This window comes from Paraburkholderia jirisanensis, assembly GCF_054782355.1.
In genome coordinates, this window is sequence record NZ_BAAGSQ010000025.1 from 1 (window position 1) to 22,364 (window position 22,364).

20 protein-coding genes are annotated in these 22,364 nt (G+C 64.7%); 9 read left to right on the forward strand and 11 right to left on the reverse strand.

The features are described from left to right. Positions 1-271: 271 nt before the first annotated feature. The gene (locus tag ACYVNQ_RS11930; protein WP_460902709.1) at positions 272-802 is read left to right on the forward strand and encodes a hypothetical protein; all 531 of its coding nucleotides are present in this window, start codon (positions 272-274) and stop codon (positions 800-802) included. Positions 803-881: 79 nt separating this feature from the next. Here ACYVNQ_RS11930 and ACYVNQ_RS11935 read toward each other — a convergent pair whose 3' ends face one another. Together ACYVNQ_RS11935 and ACYVNQ_RS11940 are read right to left on the reverse strand one after the other, a co-directional pair. Further along, positions 882-2,039, reverse strand: a complete 1,158-nt coding sequence (locus tag ACYVNQ_RS11935; RefSeq protein WP_460902710.1) for a metallophosphoesterase — start codon at positions 2,037-2,039, stop codon at positions 882-884. 300 nt (positions 2,040-2,339) lie between these two features. Then, entirely contained in the window at positions 2,340-2,924 is a 585-nt protein-coding gene (locus tag ACYVNQ_RS11940; protein WP_460903560.1) for a malonic semialdehyde reductase, read from the reverse strand. A gap of 128 nt (positions 2,925-3,052) precedes the next feature. On the opposite strand from ACYVNQ_RS11940, the gene ACYVNQ_RS11945 reads away from it, so the two are divergent. From ACYVNQ_RS11945 to ACYVNQ_RS11955, 3 genes are all read left to right on the forward strand, one after another. Then, complete coding sequence (locus ACYVNQ_RS11945; RefSeq protein WP_460902711.1) at positions 3,053-3,643, forward strand: alpha-ketoglutarate-dependent dioxygenase AlkB family protein; 591 nt, start codon at positions 3,053-3,055, stop codon at positions 3,641-3,643. A gap of 205 nt (positions 3,644-3,848) precedes the next feature. After that, positions 3,849-4,097, forward strand: a complete 249-nt coding sequence (locus ACYVNQ_RS11950; protein WP_460902712.1) for an AbrB/MazE/SpoVT family DNA-binding domain-containing protein — start codon at positions 3,849-3,851, stop codon at positions 4,095-4,097. Beyond that, positions 4,091-4,411, forward strand: a complete 321-nt coding sequence (locus tag ACYVNQ_RS11955) for a type II toxin-antitoxin system PemK/MazF family toxin (RefSeq protein WP_460902713.1) — start codon at positions 4,091-4,093, stop codon at positions 4,409-4,411. Before ACYVNQ_RS11950 ends, ACYVNQ_RS11955 begins: the two co-directional genes overlap by 7 nt. Before the next feature lie 33 nt (positions 4,412-4,444). Here ACYVNQ_RS11955 and mdcH read toward each other — a convergent pair whose 3' ends face one another. The 8 genes from mdcH to ACYVNQ_RS11995 form a co-directional block, all read right to left on the reverse strand. Continuing rightward, positions 4,445-5,377, reverse strand: coding sequence for a malonate decarboxylase subunit epsilon (gene mdcH, locus ACYVNQ_RS11960; RefSeq protein WP_460902714.1), 933 nt, complete (start codon positions 5,375-5,377; stop codon positions 4,445-4,447). Continuing rightward, complete coding sequence (locus ACYVNQ_RS11965) at positions 5,377-6,027, reverse strand: malonate decarboxylase holo-ACP synthase (RefSeq protein ID WP_460902715.1); 651 nt, start codon at positions 6,025-6,027, stop codon at positions 5,377-5,379. Before ACYVNQ_RS11965 ends, mdcH begins: the two co-directional genes overlap by 1 nt. 362 nt (positions 6,028-6,389) lie before the next feature. Continuing rightward, a complete protein-coding gene (gene mdcE, locus ACYVNQ_RS11970; protein WP_460902716.1) occupies positions 6,390-7,211 on the reverse strand; it encodes a biotin-independent malonate decarboxylase subunit gamma in 822 nt (273 codons plus the stop codon). Positions 7,212-7,213: 2 nt separating this feature from the next. After that, positions 7,214-8,086 carry a biotin-independent malonate decarboxylase subunit beta gene (locus ACYVNQ_RS11975; protein ID WP_460902717.1) on the reverse strand — a complete coding sequence of 291 codons (873 nt, stop codon included), beginning with the start codon at positions 8,084-8,086 and terminating at the stop codon, positions 7,214-7,216. Further along, positions 8,083-8,397, reverse strand: a complete 315-nt coding sequence (locus ACYVNQ_RS11980; RefSeq protein ID WP_460902718.1) for a malonate decarboxylase subunit delta — start codon at positions 8,395-8,397, stop codon at positions 8,083-8,085. The genes ACYVNQ_RS11975 and ACYVNQ_RS11980 overlap by 4 nt, the downstream gene beginning before the upstream one ends. After that, positions 8,385-9,320, reverse strand: a complete 936-nt coding sequence (locus tag ACYVNQ_RS11985; RefSeq protein WP_460903561.1) for a triphosphoribosyl-dephospho-CoA synthase — start codon at positions 9,318-9,320, stop codon at positions 8,385-8,387. The genes ACYVNQ_RS11980 and ACYVNQ_RS11985 overlap by 13 nt, the downstream gene beginning before the upstream one ends. 144 nt (positions 9,321-9,464) lie before the next feature. After that, positions 9,465-11,165 (reverse strand): malonate decarboxylase subunit alpha, encoded by a 1,701-nt coding sequence (gene mdcA, locus ACYVNQ_RS11990; RefSeq protein ID WP_460902719.1) that lies wholly within the window; start codon positions 11,163-11,165, stop codon positions 9,465-9,467. 7 nt (positions 11,166-11,172) lie between these two features. Beyond that, positions 11,173-11,988, reverse strand: a complete 816-nt coding sequence (locus ACYVNQ_RS11995) for a GntR family transcriptional regulator (protein WP_460902720.1) — start codon at positions 11,986-11,988, stop codon at positions 11,173-11,175. A gap of 238 nt (positions 11,989-12,226) precedes the next feature. On the opposite strand from ACYVNQ_RS11995, the gene ACYVNQ_RS12000 reads away from it, so the two are divergent. From ACYVNQ_RS12000 to ACYVNQ_RS12020, 5 genes are all read left to right on the forward strand, one after another. Next, entirely contained in the window at positions 12,227-13,525 is a 1,299-nt protein-coding gene (locus ACYVNQ_RS12000) for an MFS transporter (RefSeq protein WP_460902721.1), read from the forward strand. A gap of 693 nt (positions 13,526-14,218) precedes the next feature. Then, positions 14,219-14,902 carry a hypothetical protein gene (locus ACYVNQ_RS12005; RefSeq protein ID WP_460902722.1) on the forward strand — a complete coding sequence of 228 codons (684 nt, stop codon included), beginning with the start codon at positions 14,219-14,221 and terminating at the stop codon, positions 14,900-14,902. A 550-nt stretch (positions 14,903-15,452) separates the two neighbouring features. Continuing rightward, entirely contained in the window at positions 15,453-16,667 is a 1,215-nt protein-coding gene (locus ACYVNQ_RS12010; protein WP_460902723.1) for a lactonase family protein, read from the forward strand. A gap of 332 nt (positions 16,668-16,999) precedes the next feature. Beyond that, complete coding sequence (locus ACYVNQ_RS12015) at positions 17,000-17,914, forward strand: arylamine N-acetyltransferase family protein (protein WP_460902724.1); 915 nt, start codon at positions 17,000-17,002, stop codon at positions 17,912-17,914. Beyond that, positions 17,911-18,588 carry a methyltransferase family protein gene (locus tag ACYVNQ_RS12020; protein WP_460902725.1) on the forward strand — a complete coding sequence of 226 codons (678 nt, stop codon included), beginning with the start codon at positions 17,911-17,913 and terminating at the stop codon, positions 18,586-18,588. Before ACYVNQ_RS12015 ends, ACYVNQ_RS12020 begins: the two co-directional genes overlap by 4 nt. 45 nt (positions 18,589-18,633) lie before the next feature. Here the strand turns inward: ACYVNQ_RS12020 and ACYVNQ_RS12025 are convergent, their stop codons facing one another. Beyond that, positions 18,634-22,017 carry a GMC family oxidoreductase N-terminal domain-containing protein gene (locus tag ACYVNQ_RS12025; protein WP_460902726.1) on the reverse strand — a complete coding sequence of 1,128 codons (3,384 nt, stop codon included), beginning with the start codon at positions 22,015-22,017 and terminating at the stop codon, positions 18,634-18,636. Between the last annotated feature and the right edge of the window lie 347 nt (positions 22,018-22,364).

The window sequence follows — 22,364 nt, forward strand, 5'->3', positions numbered from 1 at the left end:
CGATGATAGTGCGGATTGCCCGTGTGAAAGTAGGTAATCGTCAGGCTCCTTATGCAGCACCACAAACCCCGCCCCATAAATGGCGGGGTTTGTGCGTTTACGGCTCGAAATCTCGAATCACCTTAGACCATCGCAGGCGCCTCTTTCCAGCGACATCCGTCGAGGGTCCCAATCTCGAAATGATTCGGATCCCAAAAATTGACATAACACATCTCGAAAAACAAACTGCTGCGAACCGTTGTTACATTGCTGACTACTAACCGAGGTTCGCATGAAAAAGCTTGCTGTTGCCGCTGTAATGTCCGGAGCGTTGATCGCTGTTGCGCCATGGATCTCCGAGGCAGCTCAACCAGCTGTCTCATCTTCCGCGTCGTCGGCCCCCATCGCTGGCATCAGCGTATTGCAGGCCGAGGGTATCGTGCAGGCGATCGACCCCGTCGCACACACCATCACCGTGAAAGACGCGGCTAGCGGTCAGGCCACGTTCAACGTCAGTCCCGAAACCACGAAGTTGTCGGATCTGCGCGCTGGAGATAACGTCCGCATCCGAATGACGCGCGCCGCGGTCATCTTGCCGGCTGGTTCTTCAAAGGGCGATGCCGCTCAGAACAATGCCATGGCCGCAGCGGAGATCGTCACGGTTGATCGCAAAACTGGCGTCGTCGCCCTAAAGGGTCCTAAAGGCAACACGTTCCACATTCAGGTAAGCGACGCTTCGCAAACCCGAGATCTGGCGTCGGGCATGCACGTACAGGTCAATTACGCGGCAACCGCAACCGTGTCGGTAGCGGCTGCGCAATAGGCGGTGCACACGGTGTTCGGCGACGCGAGGCGCGTGCCTCGCACCTCGCGCAACATCATCGTCGACCCGGCTGCTTCACTTAAACTCCACTCGTCAATTTCACGCGCGTAATCTCAGAAGGGGCGCCGAGGCGTTTGGGCGGCCCCCAATAGCCGGTGCCCCGGCTGGTGTAGACCCAAAGCCCATTGAGGCGGGCGAGCCCTGCCGTGAACGGCTGCTGCAGCCGTACAAAGAAGTTCCACGGGAAAAACTGGCCGCCATGCGTGTGGCCAGACAGTTGCAGCGTGAACCCGGCATCTGCCGCAGCTTCAGCGCTGCGCGGCTGATGTGCCAGCAGCACCTTGATCAGAACGTCGCCGGGGGCGCCTTCCAGCGCGGCTGCCGGATCGCTTTGGTGCGCTGGGTCGTAGTGTCCGGCCGTGTAGTCGGTGACGCCTGCGATGACCGCTTGCGCTCCGTCGTGATTCACCACGACGTGTTCGTTGAGCAAGACGCGCAGCCCGAGACGCTGAAACTCCGCGATCCACGCGTTCGCGCCGGAATAGTATTCGTGGTTGCCCGTTACCAGGTACGCACCGTGCCGCGCTTTCAGCCTCGACAAGGGTTGAGTGTGCGCGCAGAGCTGTGCGACTGTGCCATCCACCACGTCGCCGGTCACTGCGATCAAGTCGGGCTTTAGACGATTCACCGCGTCGACGATCGCATCAACATATCGGCTTTTGATCGTCGGTCCCACGTGGATATCGCTGATCTGCACGATCGTGAAGCCCTCGAGCGCTTCGGGCAAATCCGCGATCGGCACTTCGATGTTGACGACTCGCGCTCGCCGCCGTGCATTGAAAAAACCAACCGCGGTAGAAAGCAGCGCGAGCAACGGTACTGCAGCCGCAGTGGCTGGCCGCCAATTTGCGATCGGTACCGAGCCAGCCCAGATAGCATCCACGGTCAACAGCGACGCGAGAAAGATGTCGCGCACGAACGTCAGCACCAGCAGCGATGAGAAGAACCCCATCGCCAGCAGACCGATCCATGCGAACCGGTCGCCGAGCGCTTGCCGTTTGAACCTGCGTGCCATCATGCCTGGCGGAATCAGCAAACACGACAGCACCAGCCACAGTACCGCTAACCAACGGCCCGCCATGCCAACCGGCAAGTCCGGAATCAGCCGAAAACCAACATAGACATGCAGCAGAACGCCGATCGAAATCAGGCGAACAAAAAAAGCGGATATGCGCATAGAAGAGTGAGCGGGCGCGAAGAGGCGGACACTGCCGCGGTGTCCGCGCTGATGAATGAGTCATCGATTGGCCGGCCAATCATTCTACCGGCAGAACGCCAGCGCGGCGCGATGTCCGCTGACAGCCCATGGCGCCTTGCGATGCGGCGCGCGCGGCATCGGGGCCGATCAGGTGCGCATTCATGTCAACGTCAAGCGGACGTTAAGTAGGCGTTGAGCTCCCTGACCATCCAACTGGCCCTTTACATAGCGATGCCGACCACCTGATCGCTTGATCACCCGCTCGCCTGACGCGCTCGCTCAGGCGATCCGTGCAACCTCGTCGAAGGTAAAACGCGGGCTGCGAGGATGAAGCCTCGACGCATCGCCATAGCCCAGATTCACGAGGAAGTTCGATTTCACGGGCGAGCCGGCGAAGAACGCCGCATCCACCATGTCGTTGTCGAAGCCCGACATCGGCCCCGCATCCAGCCCGAGCGCGCGAGCCGCGACAATCAGGTAAGCGCCTTGCAACGTCGAGTTGCGAAACGCGGTGTCGGCGATCGCGCGCTCGTTGCCGGCGAACCAGCTGCGCGCGTCCGCGTGCGGATACAGCTTCGGCAAATGATCGTAGAACGCCATGTCCATCGCGACGATCGCCGTGACGGGCGCGGCCATCGTTTTGTCGACATTGCCTGCGGCGAGTGCCGGGCGCAGGCGTTCCTTCGCGTCGGTTGTCTTGACGAAGACAAATCGCGCAGGGCTGCAATTCGCGGATGTTGGTCCCAGCAGGGCGAGTTCGACGGCGCGCTTGAGCAGCGCATCGTCGACTGGTTTGGGTTGCCAGGCGTTGTGGGTGCGCGCGCGGCGGAAGATGATGTCGAGGTCGTCGTCGGTTAGCGTCATGATGAGGGCTGGAAAAGAAGAGGGGCGCGGGCAGTGGCGCATGCACTTTTTGCAGATCGCTACGCACGCCAGATCCATAATAGTCTGCGTTTCGACCAACATTGCACGACATAGTCGGTGTTCCACAGATGCATGATCTATTCGACGATTTGCCCACGCCCGATGTCGCGTGGTACCCGGACTGGCTAGCCGCCGACGCGGCAGCGTCAATCATGGCTCGGCTGGTCGACGAGGTCGTCTGGCGTCAAGACACGATGAACACGCCTGCGGGCCGTGTGCCGCTGCCGCGGCTGACGGCATGGCAGGGCGAGCCGGACGCCATCTATGTGTACTCGGGGATTCGGAACGTGCCCGATGCATGGACACCGGCGGTGGCGCAATTGAAGGCGCAAGCCGAGGCTACGTGCGGCACATCCTTCAACAGTGTGCTGCTGAATCGCTATCGCAGCGGCTCAGACAGCATGGGCTGGCATGCGGACCGCGAGGCCGAACTCGGCAAGCGTCCGGTGATTGCGTCGATAAGTCTTGGCGCCGCGCGCCGCTTCGACCTGCAGCACAACCGCACGGGCAGGACGGAATCGTTCCGGTTGACGAGCGGCAGCCTGCTGGTGATGCGCGGCGATACCCAGCTGGAATGGCGGCACCGGGTCCCAAAAGAGCTGAAAGTGCAGGGCGAGCGCATCAATCTGACGTTCCGCTTTGTAACACCTCGCGCCTGAACGCTGGCGGCCGCCCGGATTGGCGAAGCCTGACGCTGTCGTTTACGGTAAAAAGGAAAATATTTTTTAAAAATTATGCGCATAAACTTCTGACGCGCATGTGGGCATCAGATCCTGCCTATGCCATTCGGCCATGCTATGATGTGCATACAATGTATTTACTTTTCCCTTCGCTTCACTTAGCATTTCTCACATCGAGGTCACCATGAAAACCACGATTCGCAAGATGGGCAATTCACATGGTGTACTGATCCCGAAACCGATCTTGGTTCAGCTTGGGCTGGAGGACGAAGTGGACATGCAAATCGAAGGTAATGCGCTGGTGCTGCGCCGTCCGCAAAAGCGTGCGCGCGAAGGCTGGGCGGAAGCAAGCCGGTCGGTCGCCGCGGCGGGCGACGATAGCCTCGTCATGGGCGAGTTTCCGAACGCGGACGATGCGGGGTTCAAATGGTAGAGCGCGGTGAGGTCTGGCTCGTTGCGCTGGATCCTACCGTCGGCAGTGAGATTCAGAAAACGCGGCCTTGTGTCGTCGTATCGCCCCCGGAGTTGAACGAATATCTGCGTACCGTCATCGTCGCGCCGATGACAACCGGCAGCCGCCCGGCGCCCTTTCGCGTTCAGTTGACCTTCGCGCGCAAGCGCGGGCTGATTCTGCTCGATCAGATTCGCACGGTGGACAAAGATCGACTGATTAAAAAAATGGGCACGATTTCCGACGCTGCGCTTGCATCGACATTGTCCACGCTGCAGGAAATTTTCGTCGACTAGGCGAACGGCAGCGGCATCGCGAATTCGATGGTTTCAGCTGATGCCGATGCGCCGTTTCAGCGTCGCAGCAAGACGGTCGAAGGTCAGCGTACTCGCGGCGATCGCGACGGTATCGGGGAACTGCTCGCGCGTGATATCGGTTAGCACCTGCCCCGGCGGCGCCTCGAGCAAAACATTGGCGCCCATTTCGATCATCACGGTCAGCGCATCGAACCAGCGAACCGTGTGGCGCATATTCGTGACGAGATCATCGCGAATCGCATCGGCAGTGTGCAGCGGCCGGCCGCCGCGGTTGCCGACGTAGATACTGCTCGGCGCGTGAAAGGGCAGGTCGCGCGACCACGCTGCGAGTTCGTCGGCGGCATCGGCGAGCAGTTCGCAATGCGACGGCACGCTGACAGCAAGTCGCGTTGCCTTGCGCGCGCCTGCTGCGAGCGCGCGCTCAACGAATAGATCGAGGGCGGCCGTCGCGCCGGCTACGACGATTTGGCGGGGCGCGTTCACGTTGCCCACGAACACGTCGCGGCGGCCAGCGTGCGTACTGGATGCTGCGAGCGTCTCCACCTGGTGCTCGGTTAGTCCGGCGATGGCGGCGAGGCCATAGCCCGATGGGTAAGCGGCTTGCATCAGTTCGGCGCGCTTGCGAACCATCCGCAGTGCATCCGCAAATGCCAGCGCGCCGCAACTGACCGCTGCGGGATACGCGCCGACGGAGAGGCCTGCGCTGATTTCAGGCGTCAGTTGTTCTGCGGCCAGAGCGCGGGTGATTGCCACACCGGCCACCACAATGCCGATCTGTACGGCAACCGTGGAGCGCAGCGCCGCGGCGGTATCGAGCGTCAGCACGTCGAGGCCGAGCACGTCGGACGCTTCGTCGAGCGTCGCCGTGGCCGCCGGATGGTCGGGCAACACATGCAGGAAGCCCTCGGTCTGGGCGCCTTGGCCGGGGAACAGATAGGCGAGCATCAAGCCGGCTCCGTTATCGGGGCCCACGGGTCGGTCATAAGCCGTGGGCCGTACGCGGTGCGTACCATCACGTGTGGTTTGTCCGCGGCGAGTTCGGCGAGCGCAACACCGCCAGCAGGTGTTTCGAGTTGCGCGTCGACACGTGTTTGCGCGCGTTCAGCATGCATGTGCAGTTCGCCCAGCAGTTGCTGCGCTACGCTCACCGCCAGCCTGTCGGGCGCGTGAATCAGCAGATCGAGATCGCTCGATGTGGTGACGGTCGGCACTTGCGTTGCGAGCTCGAAGCCGGCGCTACCCGCCGGACCCCACGAGAACTGCGCGAGACAGCCGGGCGCAGCACGCATGGCCGCAAGCGCGACGAAAACAGGCAGTACGCTGCGTGATGCGGCGGGCTGATGTGCCAGCAGCGCCTCTGGTGCGAATGCGCACTCGACGTCGCTGGCTGCCACCCACGTGCCGTAACGATGCGAGCGGGTCGCGCCGCGTATGCCGATCGCGACGAAACCCGCCGCGCTTCGCGCGCGCCGCACGACGGCATAGGGCGCGCGTGAAAACGAATCGCGTACCCACGCGGGCTCGCCTTCCAGCGACGGTAGGCGCGCGAGCCGCAACACATCGTGCGGCTGCCAGCGCACGCTGGCGTCGTGCATCTTGCCGGGCGTACTATCGGGCGTCCCTCCGCACGCATCATCAGCCGCTGCACCGGTTGTACCACCGGGCACGCCACTAACGGCGGCGCCGGGCATATCGCCGGACGCCGCACCAGAGGCGCCGCCGGGCATTGCACCTGACGCCCCACCAGCAACTCCGGTGGGCACCACACCGGACACGCCGCCGGACACGTCACCAGATGAGGCACCGTCTGGCACGCCACCGGGCGGCCCATCACGGACATCGCCGGATACGTCACCACAGGCACCAGCGGGCCTCCCCCCAGACACCCCACATCCCGCCCCTTCAGCCGCCGCCCGCACATCATCAGCAGTAAACGGCGGCGCCGAGCAGACCTGCATCACGCAGCGTCCCACTGTTCGGCGAGCCGCCGCCGCACCTCGATCGACGCCGCGCGATTCTTCTGCGCGGCCGGGTTATCGAGCCGTCTCGCCAGCCCGCGCGAGTCGCCGCGCGCGTCGCTCACCGCCCGGGCGAGCGCGACGCGCACGCGTTCAATATGTGCAGCAGTCGGCGCATCCGCATCGATACTGTCGATCAGTTCGTCGAGCAGGCCGAGTTTGGCGAACGACGTCATCGAATACGACATCGGCACGATCGTTTCGCCGAGTTTGTCGAGTTCGGCGACGGTGCGCCGCGTCACGCGTGCGGCGGCTTCCTTGCCCATCGCGTGGACCAGCGTGCCGGGCGCATCGAGCGCGAGAATCCGGTTGGCCTGATAGCCATGCGCGAGAAACGCGCCCGACATCGCCGGCCCGACGATCAGCGCGATCACCGGGTGGCCGGCGTCGCGAGCAGTCGCATAAGCATCGACAGCCGCCGCACACGCGAGGTGGACGCCAAGCATCTCCTCGCGGTAGCCGTAGGCCTGGCTTTTCACGTCGACGATCGCGACGATTGGCCGCCGCCGCTCCGCATGCGCATCCTGCGCGATCGCGTCGCGTACCGCGCGAGCCAGCAGCCAGCCCTGTTCGAGTCCAACAACATTGTCGGTGGCGCGCACAAAGCGGTTCTGCGGATCGGGCACGACGGTGATGAAGCGCGTGGCCTCGCCACCGAGCGGCGCATCACCGCTCCACACGGGAGCCGGCGTAGTGGTTGTGGCATCGCCGGCAAGCGCGCGGAACCAGCGCGCGCCACGGGTCAATTGAGTGTCGCTCACGATTACTCCTTGCGCGTTGATTTGGACGCGCCATGAAACACTGCACGCATCGATTCGGGCGTCACGTTTTGCGGATCGATCTCGGCAAGCCGCGCGAGATACGTCTCGACCTGTTCGGTGCGCGGCGCGCTGGCGAGGCCCTGCGCGAATGCCTGCGCGACGGCCGCACGCACTGCGTGCGCATCGTCTTCGACGAGACTGTCGGCAAGGCCCGTAGCCGCGCGTTGCTCGCCGCCGATCAATTGCCACACGCGGCGGCGGTCGCTCGAATCGAGTTCTTCGATGCCGGCTTCCTGTTCGATCACTTCGGGGCCGTTCATGCCGAGCCGCCCCTGGCGCGTGACGACCAGATGCGAAGTCAGCGCAGCGGCGAGCGACATGCCGCCGAAGCAGCCGACCATCCCGGCGATCACGCCGACCACCGGCACGTGGCGGCGCAATGCGACGATGGCCGCCTGCATTTCGGCGATCACCGCGAGCCCGAGATTGGCTTCCTGCAGCCGCACGCCGCCGGTTTCGAACAGGATGACCGGCCGCACGATCCGGCCGCGTTCGCAGTCGCGCAGCGCGAGCTCGAGTGCCGCGGCAATCTTGCTGCCCGACACCTCGCCGATGCTGCCGCCCTGGAACGCGGATTCCAGCGCGGCGACCACGGCCGGCTGGCCGTCGATGGTGCCGCGCGCGATCACCGCGCCGTCGTCGGCCTGGCAGACGATGCCTTGCAGCGGCAGCCACGGCGACTCGATCCGGTCGAACGGACCGAGCAGTTCGCGGAACGTGCCGGCGTCGAGCAGCGCGCGAACGCGCTCGCGTGCCGGCAATTCGATGAAGCTGTCCGCAAGACGCGGTGCAGCAGGGCTGGCAAGGGTGTTCATGGGTTGCTTCCTCCGCCGTTGGCGTCAAGCGTCTCGATTGCCTCGGCGAGCCGCAGCGCGACCACGCCCGGCGTCGCGCCGAAGTCGTTGATTTCGATGTGTGCCGCGCCGTCATAGCGCTGGAAGAAGCGGTCGAGCACGCTCTTCCAGATATGGCCGTAACCGTCGACGCTGGTGCGTACTTCGACCGTCGCCGTCATCGCGGCGGCGGGCGACAGCAGCACCTCGAGGTCGCCGGAGCCGACCACGCCGACATGCGCGCGGGCCTTGAGGGCGCGTTGCGCCGGATACTCGAACGTCAGGTGTTCCATGTTGAGGTACTCCCGGTGAAGGCTTGACGTAACTGTTTGTCGAGGAAAAGCGTCGCGGCGAGCAGGTCTGCCGCGCCGCCCGGTGATGCGTTGAGCGCGATCAGCGTGCGCTCGAGTACGTTGAGCGCTGCCTTGCCGGCCTCGCTCGAGCTGCCGCCGGCCGCCAGCACGCGCTGCGCGCCGCGCTGCGCCGCCTGCAGGCCGGTGCGGCCGGCGCGGTGCAGCAGGCAGGTGTCGTCGAGTGCCGCCATGATCGCGAGCAATGCGTCGACGCGCGCTGCGTTTTCGCCGATGCCTTGTGCGCGGGCGTGCAGCAGCGCCGGCAGGCCGACCTCGATCACATGCGGGAAGCCGTGCTGCGCCTCGCTGCGTGCACCGCCGACGCGATAGCGCAGCCGCACCCGCTCGCCGTTGCTATCGGCGGGCGGCGCGAAACGATCGGGGAAACAGGCGATCTGCGCGCCGAGCGAGCAGATGCTTGCGGCGTGTGCCAGGGTGTCGGAGCCAGCGGGCAGGGTGGCAGCGCCGCACAGCGCCGCCTCGGCCATCGCCGCACCCGCCACCAGCAGCCCGACAATCCAGATCGCGCCGCGATGCGCATTGCTGCCATGCGTTGCCTGCAGCATCGCCTGCTCGCCGGCACGGCCGATCTGTGCCAGCTCGGCGCGCAGTGTCCCCGACGGAATACGGTGCCGGGCTGCTCGCGCAAGCGCATCGAAGGTTGCTTCGAGCGCGCGTGCCGAGCGCCGCATCAGCGGCAGATCGAGATCGCGATGCGCACCGCTGCCGCGACCGTCGACGAGTGCCGGTTTGGGCGTCAGCTCCGCTTCTTCGATCAGCGCCGCGACGGCGTGCTGCGCGAGATCCGCGTCGGAGCATGTACGCCGCGCCGACGCGCTGCGACGCGCGCTACGCATCGGCATTGGCGTCGCGCTGTCCAGCATGCCATCCCGCGAAGCGGAGCGCTGCTGTGCGTCGCCTTTCGCACCTGCATCGTCCGCCACGCGATTCGCGGCATCCACCGCATCCGCACAACCCATGGAAATCGTCGCCGCGCTCATCATGCATCACCAGCTTCTGAACTGAGCCGGCGGCGCATAGAGCCCGCCTGACCACGTCACCAGATCGTCGATGCTGCGCGCAGCCAGCAGCGAGCGCTTCGCCTCGCCACGGCGAATCCCGAGATCCTCCGGATAAGCCACCACGCCGCGGCGGCGCAGTTCCGCAGTCTTCTCAGGCTTCGCGCGCAAACCGATCGGCGTGACGCCGGCCACTGCCGCCAACGCCGCGCGCCGCTCGTCGACGCCTTCTGCCTTGTGCAGATACGCAATGCCTTCTTCCGTGACGACATGGCTGACGTCGTCGCCATAAATCATCACCGGGGCGATCGGCATGCCGCTTTTCGCACCGACGGCTACCGCGTCGAGCTCGTCGACGAAGGTCGGTTCGCCGCCTTTCTTGTAGGTTTCGGCGAGCTGCACGACCAGCTTCTGTCCGCGCGCGATCGGCCCTTGCCCCTGCTTGAGCAGCTTCAGCCACGCTTCGCTGGAGTGACGCCGGCCGCGCGGATCGTGACCCATGTTCGGCGCGCCGCCAAAGCCCGCCAGCCGGCCGCGCGTGACCGTCGACGAATTCGCATCCGCGTCGATCTGCAAGGTCGAGCCGATAAACAGATCGACGCCGTATTGACCGGCCAGCTGGCACAGCACGCGGTTCGAGCGCAGCGAGCCGTCGCGGCCGGTGAAAAACACATCGGGCCGCGCTTCGATATACGCTTCCATGCCCACTTCGCTGCCAAAGCAATGCACGCTTTCGACCCAGCCGGATTCGATTGCCGGAATCAGCGTCGGGTGCGGATTGAGCGTCCAGTTGCGGCAGATCTTGCCCTTAAGCCCGAGCGATTCGCCATACGTTGGCAGCAACAACTCGATTGCCGCGGTATCGAAACCGATGCCGTGATTCAGCGCGCTGACACCGTACTGTTCATAGATGCCGCGAATCACCATCATCGCGGTCAGCACCTGCAGATCGCCGATGTGGCGTGGGTCGCGCGTGAACAGCGGCTCGACCGCGAACGGCCGGTCGGCCTTCACGACCACGTCGACCCACGAGCCCGGAATATCGACGCGCGGCAGTTCATCGACGATCTCGTCGACCTGCACGATCACGATGCCGTGCCGGAACGCGGCTGCTTCGGCGATGGTCGGCGTGTCTTCGGTATTCGGGCCGGTGTACAGATTGCCGTGGCGGTCCGCTTTCTCGGCACACAGCAGCGCGACATGCGGCGTCAGATCGACGAACATCCGCGCATACAGTTCGACATACGTATAGATCGAACCGATCTCGAGCTTCTTGTCTTCGAGCAGCTGCGCGACGCGCAGGCTCTGCGGGCCGGCAAACGCAAAGTCGATCTTGTGCGCGATGCCCTTTTCGAACAGCGTCAGATGCTCGGGCCGGCTGATGCTGGAGATCAGCAGATGGACGTCGTGCACCTTGGCGGGGTCGAGCTGCGCGAGCGAGCGCGACAGAAAGTCGGCCTGCTTCTGGTTGTCGCCTTCGAGCGCGACGCGGTCGCCGGAGCAGATCAGCAACTGCAGCGCGTCGACGATGCGTTCGCTGGGCAGGATGCCGTCTTTGAGCCACGGGGCGATGGCGGCGAGGCGTCGTGCCTTTTCGTCGCGCCGCGTGGTCCATGAGCGCGCGGCGGGTGTCTGGGCAGCCGTGCTGGTGGCCGCGCTCGCACTGGCCGGTTCGAGTCGTGGATTCATGGGCAGATCAGCTCCCGGAAGAAGTTGCAGTTGAATGGTGCGCGCGCGCCGCACGGGGCGTGCGTGGCTTGCGCGCTTTTCGTTGCGGCGCCGCTGCGGCTTCTGCCTGCGCGCGTTCGGTAAGGAAACGATAGATCAATTCACCGGTGCCGATCAGATGGGCGGCGACCAGCACCTGCGCGGCCGCGACGTCGCGGCGCGTGATCGCGTCGAGCAACTCGACGTGTTCGTGGTCGGACTCGCCCTTGTATTCGGGAAAGCCGAATTTGAGCCGCAGGTAACGCTCGCCGCGCCGATGCAGCGTGGCGATCATGTCGATCAGCTGCGGGCGGCCCGACGGCGCATAAAGACTCATATGAAACGCCTCGTTGCCCGCCACATACAGCGACGGGTCCGGCTCGCCCTCGGCGGCTTTGCACAGGCGCCTGGCTTCGGCAAGCGTTGCATCCGTGTGATGAGGAATCGCAAGCCCGAGCGCGAGGCTCTCGAGCGCCGAGCGGATTTCGTAGATCTCGCGTGCTTCGTCGGCCGACAACGGTGCGACCGTCGCGCCCTTGTGAACCGCCGCCTTGGCCCAGCCCTCGCTCTCCAGCTGGCGCAGCGCCTCGCGCACCGGAATCGCGCTGACCGAGAAGTGGCGTGCGATTGCGTCCTGTCGCAGCGGCGCTCCGGGCGCTAGCGTACCGTCGACGATGGCGGCGCGTAACGCGTCCGCGATCACCCGCGACGTGCTGGCACGCGGCGCGCTGGCGGTGGGCAGAAACGGCGTGCGCGAGGCGCGCGGGCCGCTTGCCAGGGGAAAACCATCGGTTGCGTTGTTCATGACATCAAATATTATATATAAAAATCGCAAATTACCAGCCCGATCGATCTACGGTTTTTGCAATTCACCTGAACGCAGGCACGAGCTTTTCGTATCAGTGCGGCTCGTCGTCCGGCTTGCCGTATGGCTTGCCATATGGCTCGCACGGTCAGCATCAGGGAACGGGGGACCAAGGCGCGCGCCGCATCCGCGTGATCACGCGGCGTACGCATCACAACCGCAGTACTGGAGGAGCATCATGGATTCAATGACCGACCGCGCCGGCGTTGCGCGACGCCGAACGCCGCTCAACCGTTCGCAGATTGCAGGCTTTTGGGGCGCATGGGCCGGCTGGACGCTCGACGGGATGGACTCGTTTATTTACGCGCTGGTCCTGACCCCGGCGCTGACCGAACTCTTACCCCGTTCGGGCTACGCGGCGACGCCCGCCAACATCGGCCTTGCCGGCTCGATCCTGTTTGCGCTGTTTCTGGTCGGCTGGGGCTTGTCGTTCATCTGGGGGCCGTTGGCGGACCGCTTCGGCCGCACCAAGGTGCTGGCCGGCACGATCTTCGTGTTCGCGATCTTCACGGGGCTGTCGGCCACCGCGCATAACGTGTGGGAACTGGGCATCTATCGCTTTATCGCGGGTGTTGGGATTGGCGGCGAGTGGGCGCTGGCGGGCACCTACGTCGCGGAGGCCTGGCCGGAAGACCGGCGCAAGATGGGCGCGGGCTATCTGCAGACCGGCTATTACGCAGGTTTCTTTCTCGCCGCGGCGCTCAACTATACGGTCGGTGTGCACTTCGGCTGGCGCGCGATGTTCCTGACCGGCGCGGTGCCGGTGGTGGTCGCCATCCTGATCCTGACGCGCGTGAAGGAATCGGAGAAGTGGCAGAAGGCCGAGGCAAACGCGGTGCGCACCAAGCCGCTGCACGACATCTTCGGGCCGACCTATCGACGCCGCACGTGGGTTGCATGCGCGCTGTTGACGATTGCGATTATCGGTTTGTGGGCGGGTGCGGTGTATGAGCCGTCGGCGGTGATCCAGCTCGCGACGCGCGCCGGCATGGACAAGCTGGACGCGACCCGGATGGCGTCGGTCGCCACCGGCTTGCTGTCGATCGGTACGATCCTCGGCTGCCTCGCGCTGCCGCCGCTCGCCGAGCGCATCGGCCGCAAGAAGACGCTGGCGATCTACTTTGTCGGCATGGCGGTGACGATTGCGTTGAGCTTCGGCTGGGCGTTCTATCTACCGAACGGGCTTATGCCGTTCATTGCGCTGCTGTTCGTGATGGGCTTCTTCGGTGGCAATTTCGCGCTGTTCAGCTTGTGGCTGCCGGAGCAGTTCGAGACACGCGTGCGGGCGACGGCGTTTGCATTCTGCACGTCGTTCGGCCGCTTCGTCGGCGCGGGGGTGAACTTCCTGCTCGGCGCGGCGGTGCTGAACATGCATACGCTCGGCGTGCCGGTAGCGCTGACGGCGATCGCGTTCATCGTCGGGCTGTTCATTATTCCGTTCGCTCCGGAGACGAAGGGCGAAGTGCTGCCGCAGTGACGCTCGAGATGTGCACCGTCGCGGCGCCATGCCGCGACGGTGCGCGGTTCCCCGGGGCCCGGTCTCGTGCGCTCGCTGTGCGCGGCCGGTTGCTTCTGCTTCCGCTCCTTTTTCTGTTTCGGCTTCTGTTTCGGCGCGCATCGCGTGGTCCGATTCTCTGCTGCTCGCATCTGTATCGACGTTAGCAGTCGATGCACGTGACCCCGGTCGATACCCGTCGACATCAGGCAAACAAAACATCGTTCCCAGCAGTACCGTACGCAGGTACGGCAATTGCCTTTTGCGGCATTGCCACTGCAAGGTGAGTCTTTCCAGGAGGGTGAGTCTTTCCAGGATAGTGAGCCTTTCCAGGAGTAGTCTTTGCCATGCGTCGTTTCGTTTCGACGCACGACAGATGGACAGGTGCTGGCACGCTGCGCGTGACGAAGCAGCGGGCGTCGTCGGTCGCGCGGCACGCTAAAGCTCGATACTGCAGACAAGGTGAGACGATCCAGGAGGGTGAGTTTTTCCAGGCGTACAAGCCGTGTCGATGCGCAGCGAATCGATCAGCGCATTTCACAACGTGTCATTGCTCCGCACTGCGTCACACGCAAGGCACACGCGGCAACGCAATCCGTACGAATCCGCGCTGCGCGCCGCGGTGAAAGCGCACAGCGTAAATCGGCACACAGCAACCCGATCAGGAGGTGCAGCATGAAGTCACGTCTTCTCTCTGCCGCATTGCTTGCCAGCGCCGTCGCGCTAACAGGCAGCGCAGCGTATGCGCAACTGAACCTGAAGCAATTCGGCATTGGCGGTGGTGGCGACAGCAACGCCGGTGCCGCCACCGGTGCGGCGTCGACGGGCGGCGTCACGCAGCTGTTGCAGAACTATGTCGGTGCGAACCAGCAGGTGCTGGCGGGCCAGTCGAGTCTTGCATCGGCGATGGGCCTGAGCGGCCCGGCTGGCCAGGCGCAACAGGCGGCGGGATTGCTGAGCGGTGGCACGCCGTCGGTGAGTCAGCTCACGCAAGTCGGCAACACGCAGCAGTCGCTGTCGCAGACGCTCACACAGGCCTTCGCGAACCCGAGCAGCGCAGCGGCTTCCGGCAACGTCGACAAGCAGGCGTTCTCCAGCGGCCTCGCTTCGCTCGGCGGCGGCGTGAGCCAATACTCGAGCCTGCAGTCGAGCCTTGGCAGCGTTGGCCAGATGGACCCATCGTCGCTGCTGCAGTCTGGGCTCAATCCGCAGACCGCGCAGGCCGCATCGTATATTGCGAAGTCCGCGCCGGGGCAGTTGCAGTCGCTCACGTCGACACTGAGCCAGGCCGTACAGTTCGCGACCAGCCACGGCATCAGCGTACCGTCGATCGCGACCTCGGCGCTCAAAGGACTCTAAGGCTGCGGCGACATGCTGAGTGCGGCGGTGCACGCGCGGTGACGCACATGCATATGCGCGCGCGGTCACTGCCGCAATGCATCGGCTTGCGTGGGAGCAGAGAGGTCGTAAGACCACCTGCGATATCTGCCTGTAGCCGCACAGCACACGCCACACACGCCACACACGCCACACACGCAACACACGCAACACACGCAACACACGCAACACACGCAACACACGCAACACACGCAACACACGCAACACACGCAACACACGCACATATCTACGACCTGTCATCGCTTTACGGGCGCGTAAGCATTTACGCGATCAACCCCATCGCATAGCCGCATCGGGCCAGGCATTCGCGCGCTCATAAAAAACACTGCCGCTCTGTCATATCTTCGCGGCCACCTCGACTAAGCCGCGCTTCACTGCTTCACCACCTCACCGATTCAGGCAACACGCCTGGCGACGCACCGTTTCCCTCGCGGACCGGTGCAGCTGCGGCATGCGCGTGATCCGGCGAGCGAAGCACGACGCGTTTCCACCTCCCACGACCAAGGCTTACATGAGACTCAAGCTCGCAGGCGCTTTATCCTTCGCGGTCATGCTTGCCGCATGCGGCAGCGACGACAACCACAACCCGACGCCGGCCACGCCCACACCGCCCGCGGCGGCTGCCGCGCAACTGCTGTTCGCGCAGACCAACGACGCGACCAACCAGCTGATCGTTTTCACGCGCAACCCGGACGGCACGCTGGCTTCGCGCGGCGACATTCCGACCGGCGGCAAGGGCACCAATGGCGTCAACTTCTTCGCGGGCAACACGGTCTCCCCCGACGCGCTGACCAGCAACAACAGCGTGATCGTCACGCCCGACAAGACCCGGCTGTTCGTGGCCAACGCAGGCGATGCCACGGTCAGCACCTTCGCGCTCGCGGCCAACGGTACGCTGACGCTGCTGGCCGTGTCGCCGACCAACGGCGTGCTGCCGACCTCGCTCGCGTTTCAGAATGGCGTGCTGTACGTCACGCATCAGAAGGGAGCGCAGGAACTGGGCGCTTTTCGGGTCGACGCGACGAGCGGCAAGCTGACGCAGATCGGTCAGTCGACAGTGGTCCAGCAAGACGCGTTGCCGACTGAAGTCAGCATCAGCCCTGACGGCAAGTTCGTGGTCGTCAACGGTTTCCTGAAGACGGTGACGCCGACCCAGCCGGCCAACCAGCTGCTCGCGTTTCCGATCAACGCTGACGGCACGCTCGGCACAGTCGTCACGAGTGCGTCGGCCGGCGTCGGTCCGTTCGGTGGACGTTTCGGCAATGGTGCGTTATCCAGCACGTATTTCGTGACCGAGGCCGCCGGTACGACCGCGAGTTCGTATGCATTCGCAAGCAACGGCGCGTTCAGTGTGGTGAGCGGTCCGGTGAGCGTGACGGGGCAGACCGCGCCGTGCTGGGTGGTGATCACGCCGGACAACCGCTTTGCGTACGTCAGCAGCGGTAGCGGGGTGGTGTCGCTATTCACGGTCGATACGTCCGGCCATCTGACGCTCGCCAACGTGACTGCAGCGACCGAAGCGGCGACGCAACCGGCGGCATCGTCGTCGAGTTTCGCGAACGACTCGTGGATCAGTCCTGATGGCAAATTCCTGTATCAGGACTACGCGGGCGACGACAAGATCGTCGCGTATTCGATCGGCAGCAATGGCGCGCTGACGAAGCTCGGCGAGCAACCGGCCGATACCGTGTCGAAGATCAGCCTGCAGGGTCTGACGGGCATCTGATCGCGCAACGGGACGTGAGGCGGCGCGCGTCGTGCGACTGCGGTTTCGCGGCGCGCGTCCGCCAATGACTGTGCGCGACATCGACCGGCTTCGTGGCGAGGCGTTAAGCGCATCGGAATCCACGGCGCCCGCGATCTTCGACGTGCGTTGATGACCCGCGAAGCGCACAGAGCGCATGGCGTCGATCCGGCGCGGCACCGACAGGTATCCGCATTGCACACGCGTTGGCTCATGCATTGCTCAACGCCACGGACGAGCGCCCCTATGCTCGCGCCCGCCGCTATGCCACACTGCCGGTTCGCGGCACACCCGATCAGTCATGGAGCCACACCATGTCTTCCCCGCTGGATCTCGATCGCTATTTCGCGCGCATCGGTTACGACGGCCCCCGCGCTGCCACGCTCGATGTATTGCGCGATCTGCAGCGGCTGCATACGCAAACCATTCCATTCGAAAACCTGAACCCGCTGACCGGCCGGCGCGTGCTGCTGGCGCTGCCCGAGCTCGTCGCCAAGCTTGTCGAGCAGCGTCGCGGCGGATATTGCTACGAGCACAATCTGCTGTTTGCGCAGGTGCTGACGCAACTCGGTTTCGCGGTGACGCCGCTGTCCGCGCGAGTGTTATGGCGCCGCGATCCGGCCACGGTTCCGGCCCGCACGCATATGACGCTGCGCGTCGATATCGGCGACGACGCATGGATGACCGACGTCGGCTTCGGCCTCGTCACGCCGACGGCGCCGCTGCGGCTGGTGGCCGGCGAAGCGCAGCCAACCACGCTCGAGCCATACCGTTTCGCCGCCGCGGCGCGCGACGCGTTCGATCTCGAAGTGAAAACCGGCGACCTGTGGGCGAAGGTGTATCGCTTCGATCTGCAACGCACCGAACCGATCGATTACGAAGTGATGAACTGGTATGTGTCGACGCATCCCGACTCGTTTTTCGTTGCGAACCTGGTCGCATGCCGGATCGCGCCGGCGGCGCGACGGGTGCTGTTCAACGACCTGTACACCGAACGCACGCCGGACGGCCGCAAGGAAGAGCGGCGCATTACAGGCGCGCTCGAGCTCGATGCGTGTCTGCGCGACGAATTCGGTATCGATGCGCGTGGTATCGATCTGGCGGAGCTGTTCGAGCGCGTTGTGAGCCGCAGCGAGCAGCAAGCAGCGCGCGATCCACGAACCGAGCAAGCAGCACACGAGGCACACGAGGCACACAAGCCCCAGGCGCCAGCCGAAGGCACGCGATGATCGCACGCCTGCTGATCCAGACGATCGTCTGGCTCGCATCGATGGGTCTCGCGCTATTCGGCGCAGCTGGCACGCTCCACTGGCCGGCCGCCTGGCTCTACCTGCTGGAAATCGGCGTGCTCGGCGTATGGATGGGGCTGTGGCTCGCGCGCCGCGATCCCGCCTTGCTGGCCGAGCGGCTCGCACCGTTCGTGCAGGCAGAGCAGCGCTCCTGGGACAAGCTGTTCATGGCCGCAGCCGGCCTCGGCTGGTACGGCTGGCTAGTGTTGATGGGCGTCGACGCCGTGCGTCTGCAATGGTCGGCAATGCCGCTATGGCTCAACGTCTTTGGCGCGCTGGCGATCTGCGCGGGCATCGTTGGCGTGCAGCCGGTGTTTCGCGCGAACAGTTATGCGGCGCCGGTCGTCAAGATCCAGCGCGAACGCGGCCACAAGGTGATCGATAGCGGGCCGTATGCGTACGTGCGTCACCCGATGTACGGGGTTGCGCTGCTGTTCATCGTGGGCACGCCGCTGTTGCTGGGTTCCTGGTGGGGGCTTGCGTTCGTGCCACTGCTGGTGGCGCTGATCGGCTACCGCGCGGTGCTCGAGGAGCGGCAACTGATGGAACAACTCGACGGCTATCGCGAATACGCGGCGCGTGTGCGCTACCGGTTCGTGCCGCATATCTGGTAGCGCACCTACGCGCACGCCGCGTTTCGAAGTCGATGCGCGAATGTGCTAATGCGCTTCGAGATGCCGCGCGATCGTCGGATAGACGTCCGCCGCCGCATTCCTGCCGAAGATGCAGTCGATGTGCCCATAACCGGCAATCAGATGCCGCTCGTAGTTATCCGGGCCGAACCGTTCGACCAGCATGTCGTAAGTCATCTGCGTGCTTTCCGGCAAATAGCAGCGATTCTCCGTGCCGTGGATAAACGCGATCGGCAGCTTCATGCCGTCGAGATCCTGCAGATACACATCGTCGCCGTTCGCATCGACCAGATGACCCGCGCGGATCATCGCGGCGAGCTGGTTGAACAGTTCGACGTCGTGCACGCCGAACAGCTCGTGCAGGTTCGCGTGCACTGGCTCGTTCAACTGCGAGTGTTCGTAGACGAGACCGTACAGGAAGGTCGCGCGATGGCACACCGCGTTGTTGCATTCCTCGTCGTGTTCGACCGGGAACAGCCGCAGCGCTTCATCGAGCAGGTTATGCGGCCAGTTCGCGTGCCTCGTGTAGGCCGTCAGATCCTTCACGCCCAGATGCTGCAGGATTTGCGGCGTATGCAGCCCGGCCTTGACCCGCTGCAGCAGTCCCGGCACCGGATGCGCGGACACTTGCGACAGCACTACCGAGCGCACGCCGGTAAGACCGGTCAGCAGCGCCATCGTGGTCGCGACCGCGCCGAGACAATGCGCGACCACCTGGATCTCGGCCGCGCCGCTCAACTCGCGCACTTTCGCGACGGCGGCCGGCAGGTCGTAGCGCGCGATCGCATCGGCGGTGGTCGGCTCGGCGGCACTCGGCAATTCGATGCTGACACGCAGGTCGATGAGCCACACGTCGTAGCCCGCCGCGCACAAGAATTCGACGAGGTTGGTATCGATCAGATCGGTCGAAAAGATCCGGCTCGATACGCCGGAGCCGTGTACCAGCAATACCGGGCCACGCTCGCCTCCCTTATAGCGGGTGAGCCGCAAAGTCTTGTTGTCCGGCTCGGCGGTGGTGAAGTAGGTCACTTGCGGCGCGGGCGCACGCAGTGCGCGCTTCACACGCGGCGGCGCATCCGGATCGGCAAACTGCAACGGCGCAGCTAGCCCGCCGTACTCGGTGAACAGCACGCCCGCGAAAAATTCGCCGAACTTCTTCGTCCATTTGAGCCGCGTTTCCAGATCGGGTGCATTGGTCACCTCGATCGTGCGCGACTGCTTCAGGAAGTTTTCCGGCGTGATGATCAGCGTGGCCTTGCCAAGCAACGGCGCATCCGCCGCTTCGGACTCACGTACTTCCGCGTACAACGTATTGGTCTGCGTCCATAAATCGAGCAGCGACGAGCGCGTGATGATCTTCTGGCCGAACAGGTAATAGTGCTTGCCGTCGGTCGAGTCGAGCGTCATCCGGTAGTTCATGTTGCGCCGCTCGACGTGCGCCTCGTCCACCACGAACAGATTGAAGCGGCCGTTCGAGATCATCAGCGGCTCCGGCGACAGCGCCGCGCAGGTCAGCGTGCCGACCATGCGCGCTTCGTGCTGCGGATTCGCCAGCATGTCTTCGAGATCGGCCGATTCGACGGTCAAGGTGAAGCTCATCGGCAAGCCGCGTTCGGCGGGCTCACCGGCCGGCACGTAGCTGCCTTTCATCGTTTCGGTGAAGCGCAGGCCGATCTTCGGCGCGGGCGGCGGCGCGACCTCGCCGGCTGCGTCGTAGTCGATCTGCCAGCCTCGCGCGGCGGCCAGCTGCGCACAATTGCGCTCGGCCAGCGCCGAGATCGTCAGCAGCGGATTCACGCCGAGCGATAGCGGCATCACCGCGCCATCCATCACGTACAGGCCGTCGTGCACCGCCGCGCCCGTGGTATCGCAGAACACGCGGCCGGTGTGATCGACCACGCCATGTTCGGCGTTCTCGGCCATCGCGCAACCGCCGAGCGGGTGCACGGTCACCGTGCGGTCGCGGAACGCATCGATCGACACCGGGTTGCGCACGTACTCGCCGCCGAGCGCCGCGGTGGCCGCCTCGAGCGTGTGTTCGACCACGCCGTAAATCGCCTGCTTGCCGGCGTTGGGCCAGCTGACGCGCGGGCGGCCATCGTCGACCGTGATGCGGCCGCTTTCGTCGTCATGCGCCATCACCAGAAAGGTTTGCGTATTGCGCATCGCGCCGAAGTGCGGGCCGCGCAACACGCTTTGCGCGATGCGTGCTTCGTCGGCGAGCGGCGCGTCGCCTTCCGGATCGGGCATCGACACACCTTCGGCCGGCGCCGCAATGCCGAGCACGCCGAGCATGAACTCGCCGATCGGCGCGGCCAGCGTGCCTTCCTCGATCACGAAGCCGTCACGCACGTCGGGCGTATTGCGATGATCGATGATGCCGGCGATGGTCGGGCCCACCGGCGGGATTACGCCGGCCCGCTGCGCGCCCCAGCCGACGCCGTTGATGTCCTGATCGGTGTTGAACGCGAATGCGAGCACGTCGCCGTTGGCGGTGAAGTGCCGGCCCAGTTCCGCGGACACCGCGAGACCCGCTTCGCGCGAGCGCAGCAGGATCGACGTCGAGCCGAGTGTGCCGGCAGACAGAATCACGATGTCGGCCGTCAGCGACATCTCCGGCGCACCATAAATATCGCGATCGAGCTCGACCGGTTGATAGCGCACGCGCCAGACCTGCTGCGCTTCGTCGCGCACCACCGAATGAACCGCCACGCCGGTGAAGATCTGCGCACCGTGCGCAACCGCATCGGGCAGGTAGTTCATATGCGTGGAGTTTTTCGCGCCGTGATTGCAGCCCGAATTGCAGTCGCCGCAGCCGATGCAGCGCTGCTGCTCGACGCCCGCGGCGTTCTTGCCGTCCTTGAACGTGACGGTGATCGGCGGCCGGTAGAAGCGATCTGCCATGCCGAGCTTTTGCGCGGACAGTTCGAGCGCCTTCAGCTTGGGCAGTGTCGGGAAGTCGTCGGGCACCGGCGACGGCTGCAGCATCTGCCGCGCGCGCACATAACCGTGGTCGCGGCCGGCCTCGTCGGCGCGCAGCGCGGCGGGCCAGCGCGGGTCGTCCCATAGCCGCGGGTCGGGCTGCAGCGCAACGTTTGCATTGATCAGCGAGGTGCCGCCGAGACCGCAGCCGACCACCACGTTGACCTCGGGGTTCACATGCACTTCGAGCAGCGCGAGCGGCGAGCCCAACTGACCGAGACCGGTGTTGTACTGCACCTGCGTGAGTCCTTCGACTGGCGTGGCGGGATACTCGCCGGCCATGAATTCGCGGCCGCGTTCGAGCAGACAGACGTCGCGCTGCGCGCGCGCCATGCGGCTCGCGGCGATCGCGCCACCATAACCGGATCCGACGACAACTACCTCGTAATGCGGCTTCATCGCCTCAAGGGCGCTGGACAAGCGGTTCATACGACCACCTCATTATTCGAATCAGCAGGGCGGGGGGACCCGGGCGTCGACGGCGGCTGGGCGCGCGCAGCCTGGATATCCTGAACGTTGCAAAAGAAAAAGCAAAGCAGATCGTGCGGAGCCTGGCGAGGCCTTTCGGGTGCTGCCTTCCAGGTGGTGCCGCGATGCGCGCAGCGGGTTGGCGATGCGGGGCGGCACGCGCGGGCATTTCTCGCTATGCCTTTGCGGTGCCTTTGCGGTGCTGGTGTGCCGTCCGTTTGGCGTGCCTTCGCGGGCGCTTTCGCGGCGCCTTTGCCGGTGCCTTCGCCGTGCCTCGTATGTCGGCGCCGCGCTCAGGCGAGTGTTTT

Bases quoted from the DNA above. Each gene is read 5' to 3' on its own strand.
- ACYVNQ_RS12010 (WP_460902723.1), top strand. From the start codon at position 15,453: ATGAGACTCAAGCTCGCAGGCGCTTTATCCTTCGCGGTCATGCTTGCC.
- ACYVNQ_RS11930 (WP_460902709.1), top strand. From the start codon at position 272: ATGAAAAAGCTTGCTGTTGCCGCTGTAATGTCCGGAGCGTTGATCGCT.
- ACYVNQ_RS11935 (WP_460902710.1), bottom strand. From the start codon at position 2,039: ATGCGCATATCCGCTTTTTTTGTTCGCCTGATTTCGATCGGCGTTCTG.
- ACYVNQ_RS11955 (WP_460902713.1), top strand. From the start codon at position 4,091: ATGGTAGAGCGCGGTGAGGTCTGGCTCGTTGCGCTGGATCCTACCGTC.
- ACYVNQ_RS12005 (WP_460902722.1), top strand. From the start codon at position 14,219: ATGAAGTCACGTCTTCTCTCTGCCGCATTGCTTGCCAGCGCCGTCGCG.
- ACYVNQ_RS12000 (WP_460902721.1), top strand. From the start codon at position 12,227: ATGGATTCAATGACCGACCGCGCCGGCGTTGCGCGACGCCGAACGCCG.
- ACYVNQ_RS12015 (WP_460902724.1), top strand. From the start codon at position 17,000: ATGTCTTCCCCGCTGGATCTCGATCGCTATTTCGCGCGCATCGGTTAC.
- ACYVNQ_RS11940 (WP_460903560.1), bottom strand. From the start codon at position 2,924: ATGACGCTAACCGACGACGACCTCGACATCATCTTCCGCCGCGCGCGC.
- ACYVNQ_RS11965 (WP_460902715.1), bottom strand. From the start codon at position 6,027: ATGCACGACGCCAGCGTGCGCTGGCAGCCGCACGATGTGTTGCGGCTC.
- ACYVNQ_RS11945 (WP_460902711.1), top strand. From the start codon at position 3,053: ATGCATGATCTATTCGACGATTTGCCCACGCCCGATGTCGCGTGGTAC.
- ACYVNQ_RS11995 (WP_460902720.1), bottom strand. From the start codon at position 11,988: ATGAACAACGCAACCGATGGTTTTCCCCTGGCAAGCGGCCCGCGCGCC.
- mdcH (WP_460902714.1), bottom strand. From the start codon at position 5,377: ATGCTCGCCTATCTGTTCCCCGGCCAAGGCGCCCAGACCGAGGGCTTC.
- ACYVNQ_RS11985 (WP_460903561.1), bottom strand. From the start codon at position 9,320: ATGCCGATGCGTAGCGCGCGTCGCAGCGCGTCGGCGCGGCGTACATGC.
- ACYVNQ_RS11975 (WP_460902717.1), bottom strand. From the start codon at position 8,086: ATGAACACCCTTGCCAGCCCTGCTGCACCGCGTCTTGCGGACAGCTTC.
- ACYVNQ_RS12020 (WP_460902725.1), top strand. From the start codon at position 17,911: ATGATCGCACGCCTGCTGATCCAGACGATCGTCTGGCTCGCATCGATG.
- ACYVNQ_RS11980 (WP_460902718.1), bottom strand. From the start codon at position 8,397: ATGGAACACCTGACGTTCGAGTATCCGGCGCAACGCGCCCTCAAGGCC.
- ACYVNQ_RS11950 (WP_460902712.1), top strand. From the start codon at position 3,849: ATGAAAACCACGATTCGCAAGATGGGCAATTCACATGGTGTACTGATC.
- mdcA (WP_460902719.1), bottom strand. From the start codon at position 11,165: ATGAATCCACGACTCGAACCGGCCAGTGCGAGCGCGGCCACCAGCACG.
- ACYVNQ_RS12025 (WP_460902726.1), bottom strand. From the start codon at position 22,017: ATGAACCGCTTGTCCAGCGCCCTTGAGGCGATGAAGCCGCATTACGAG.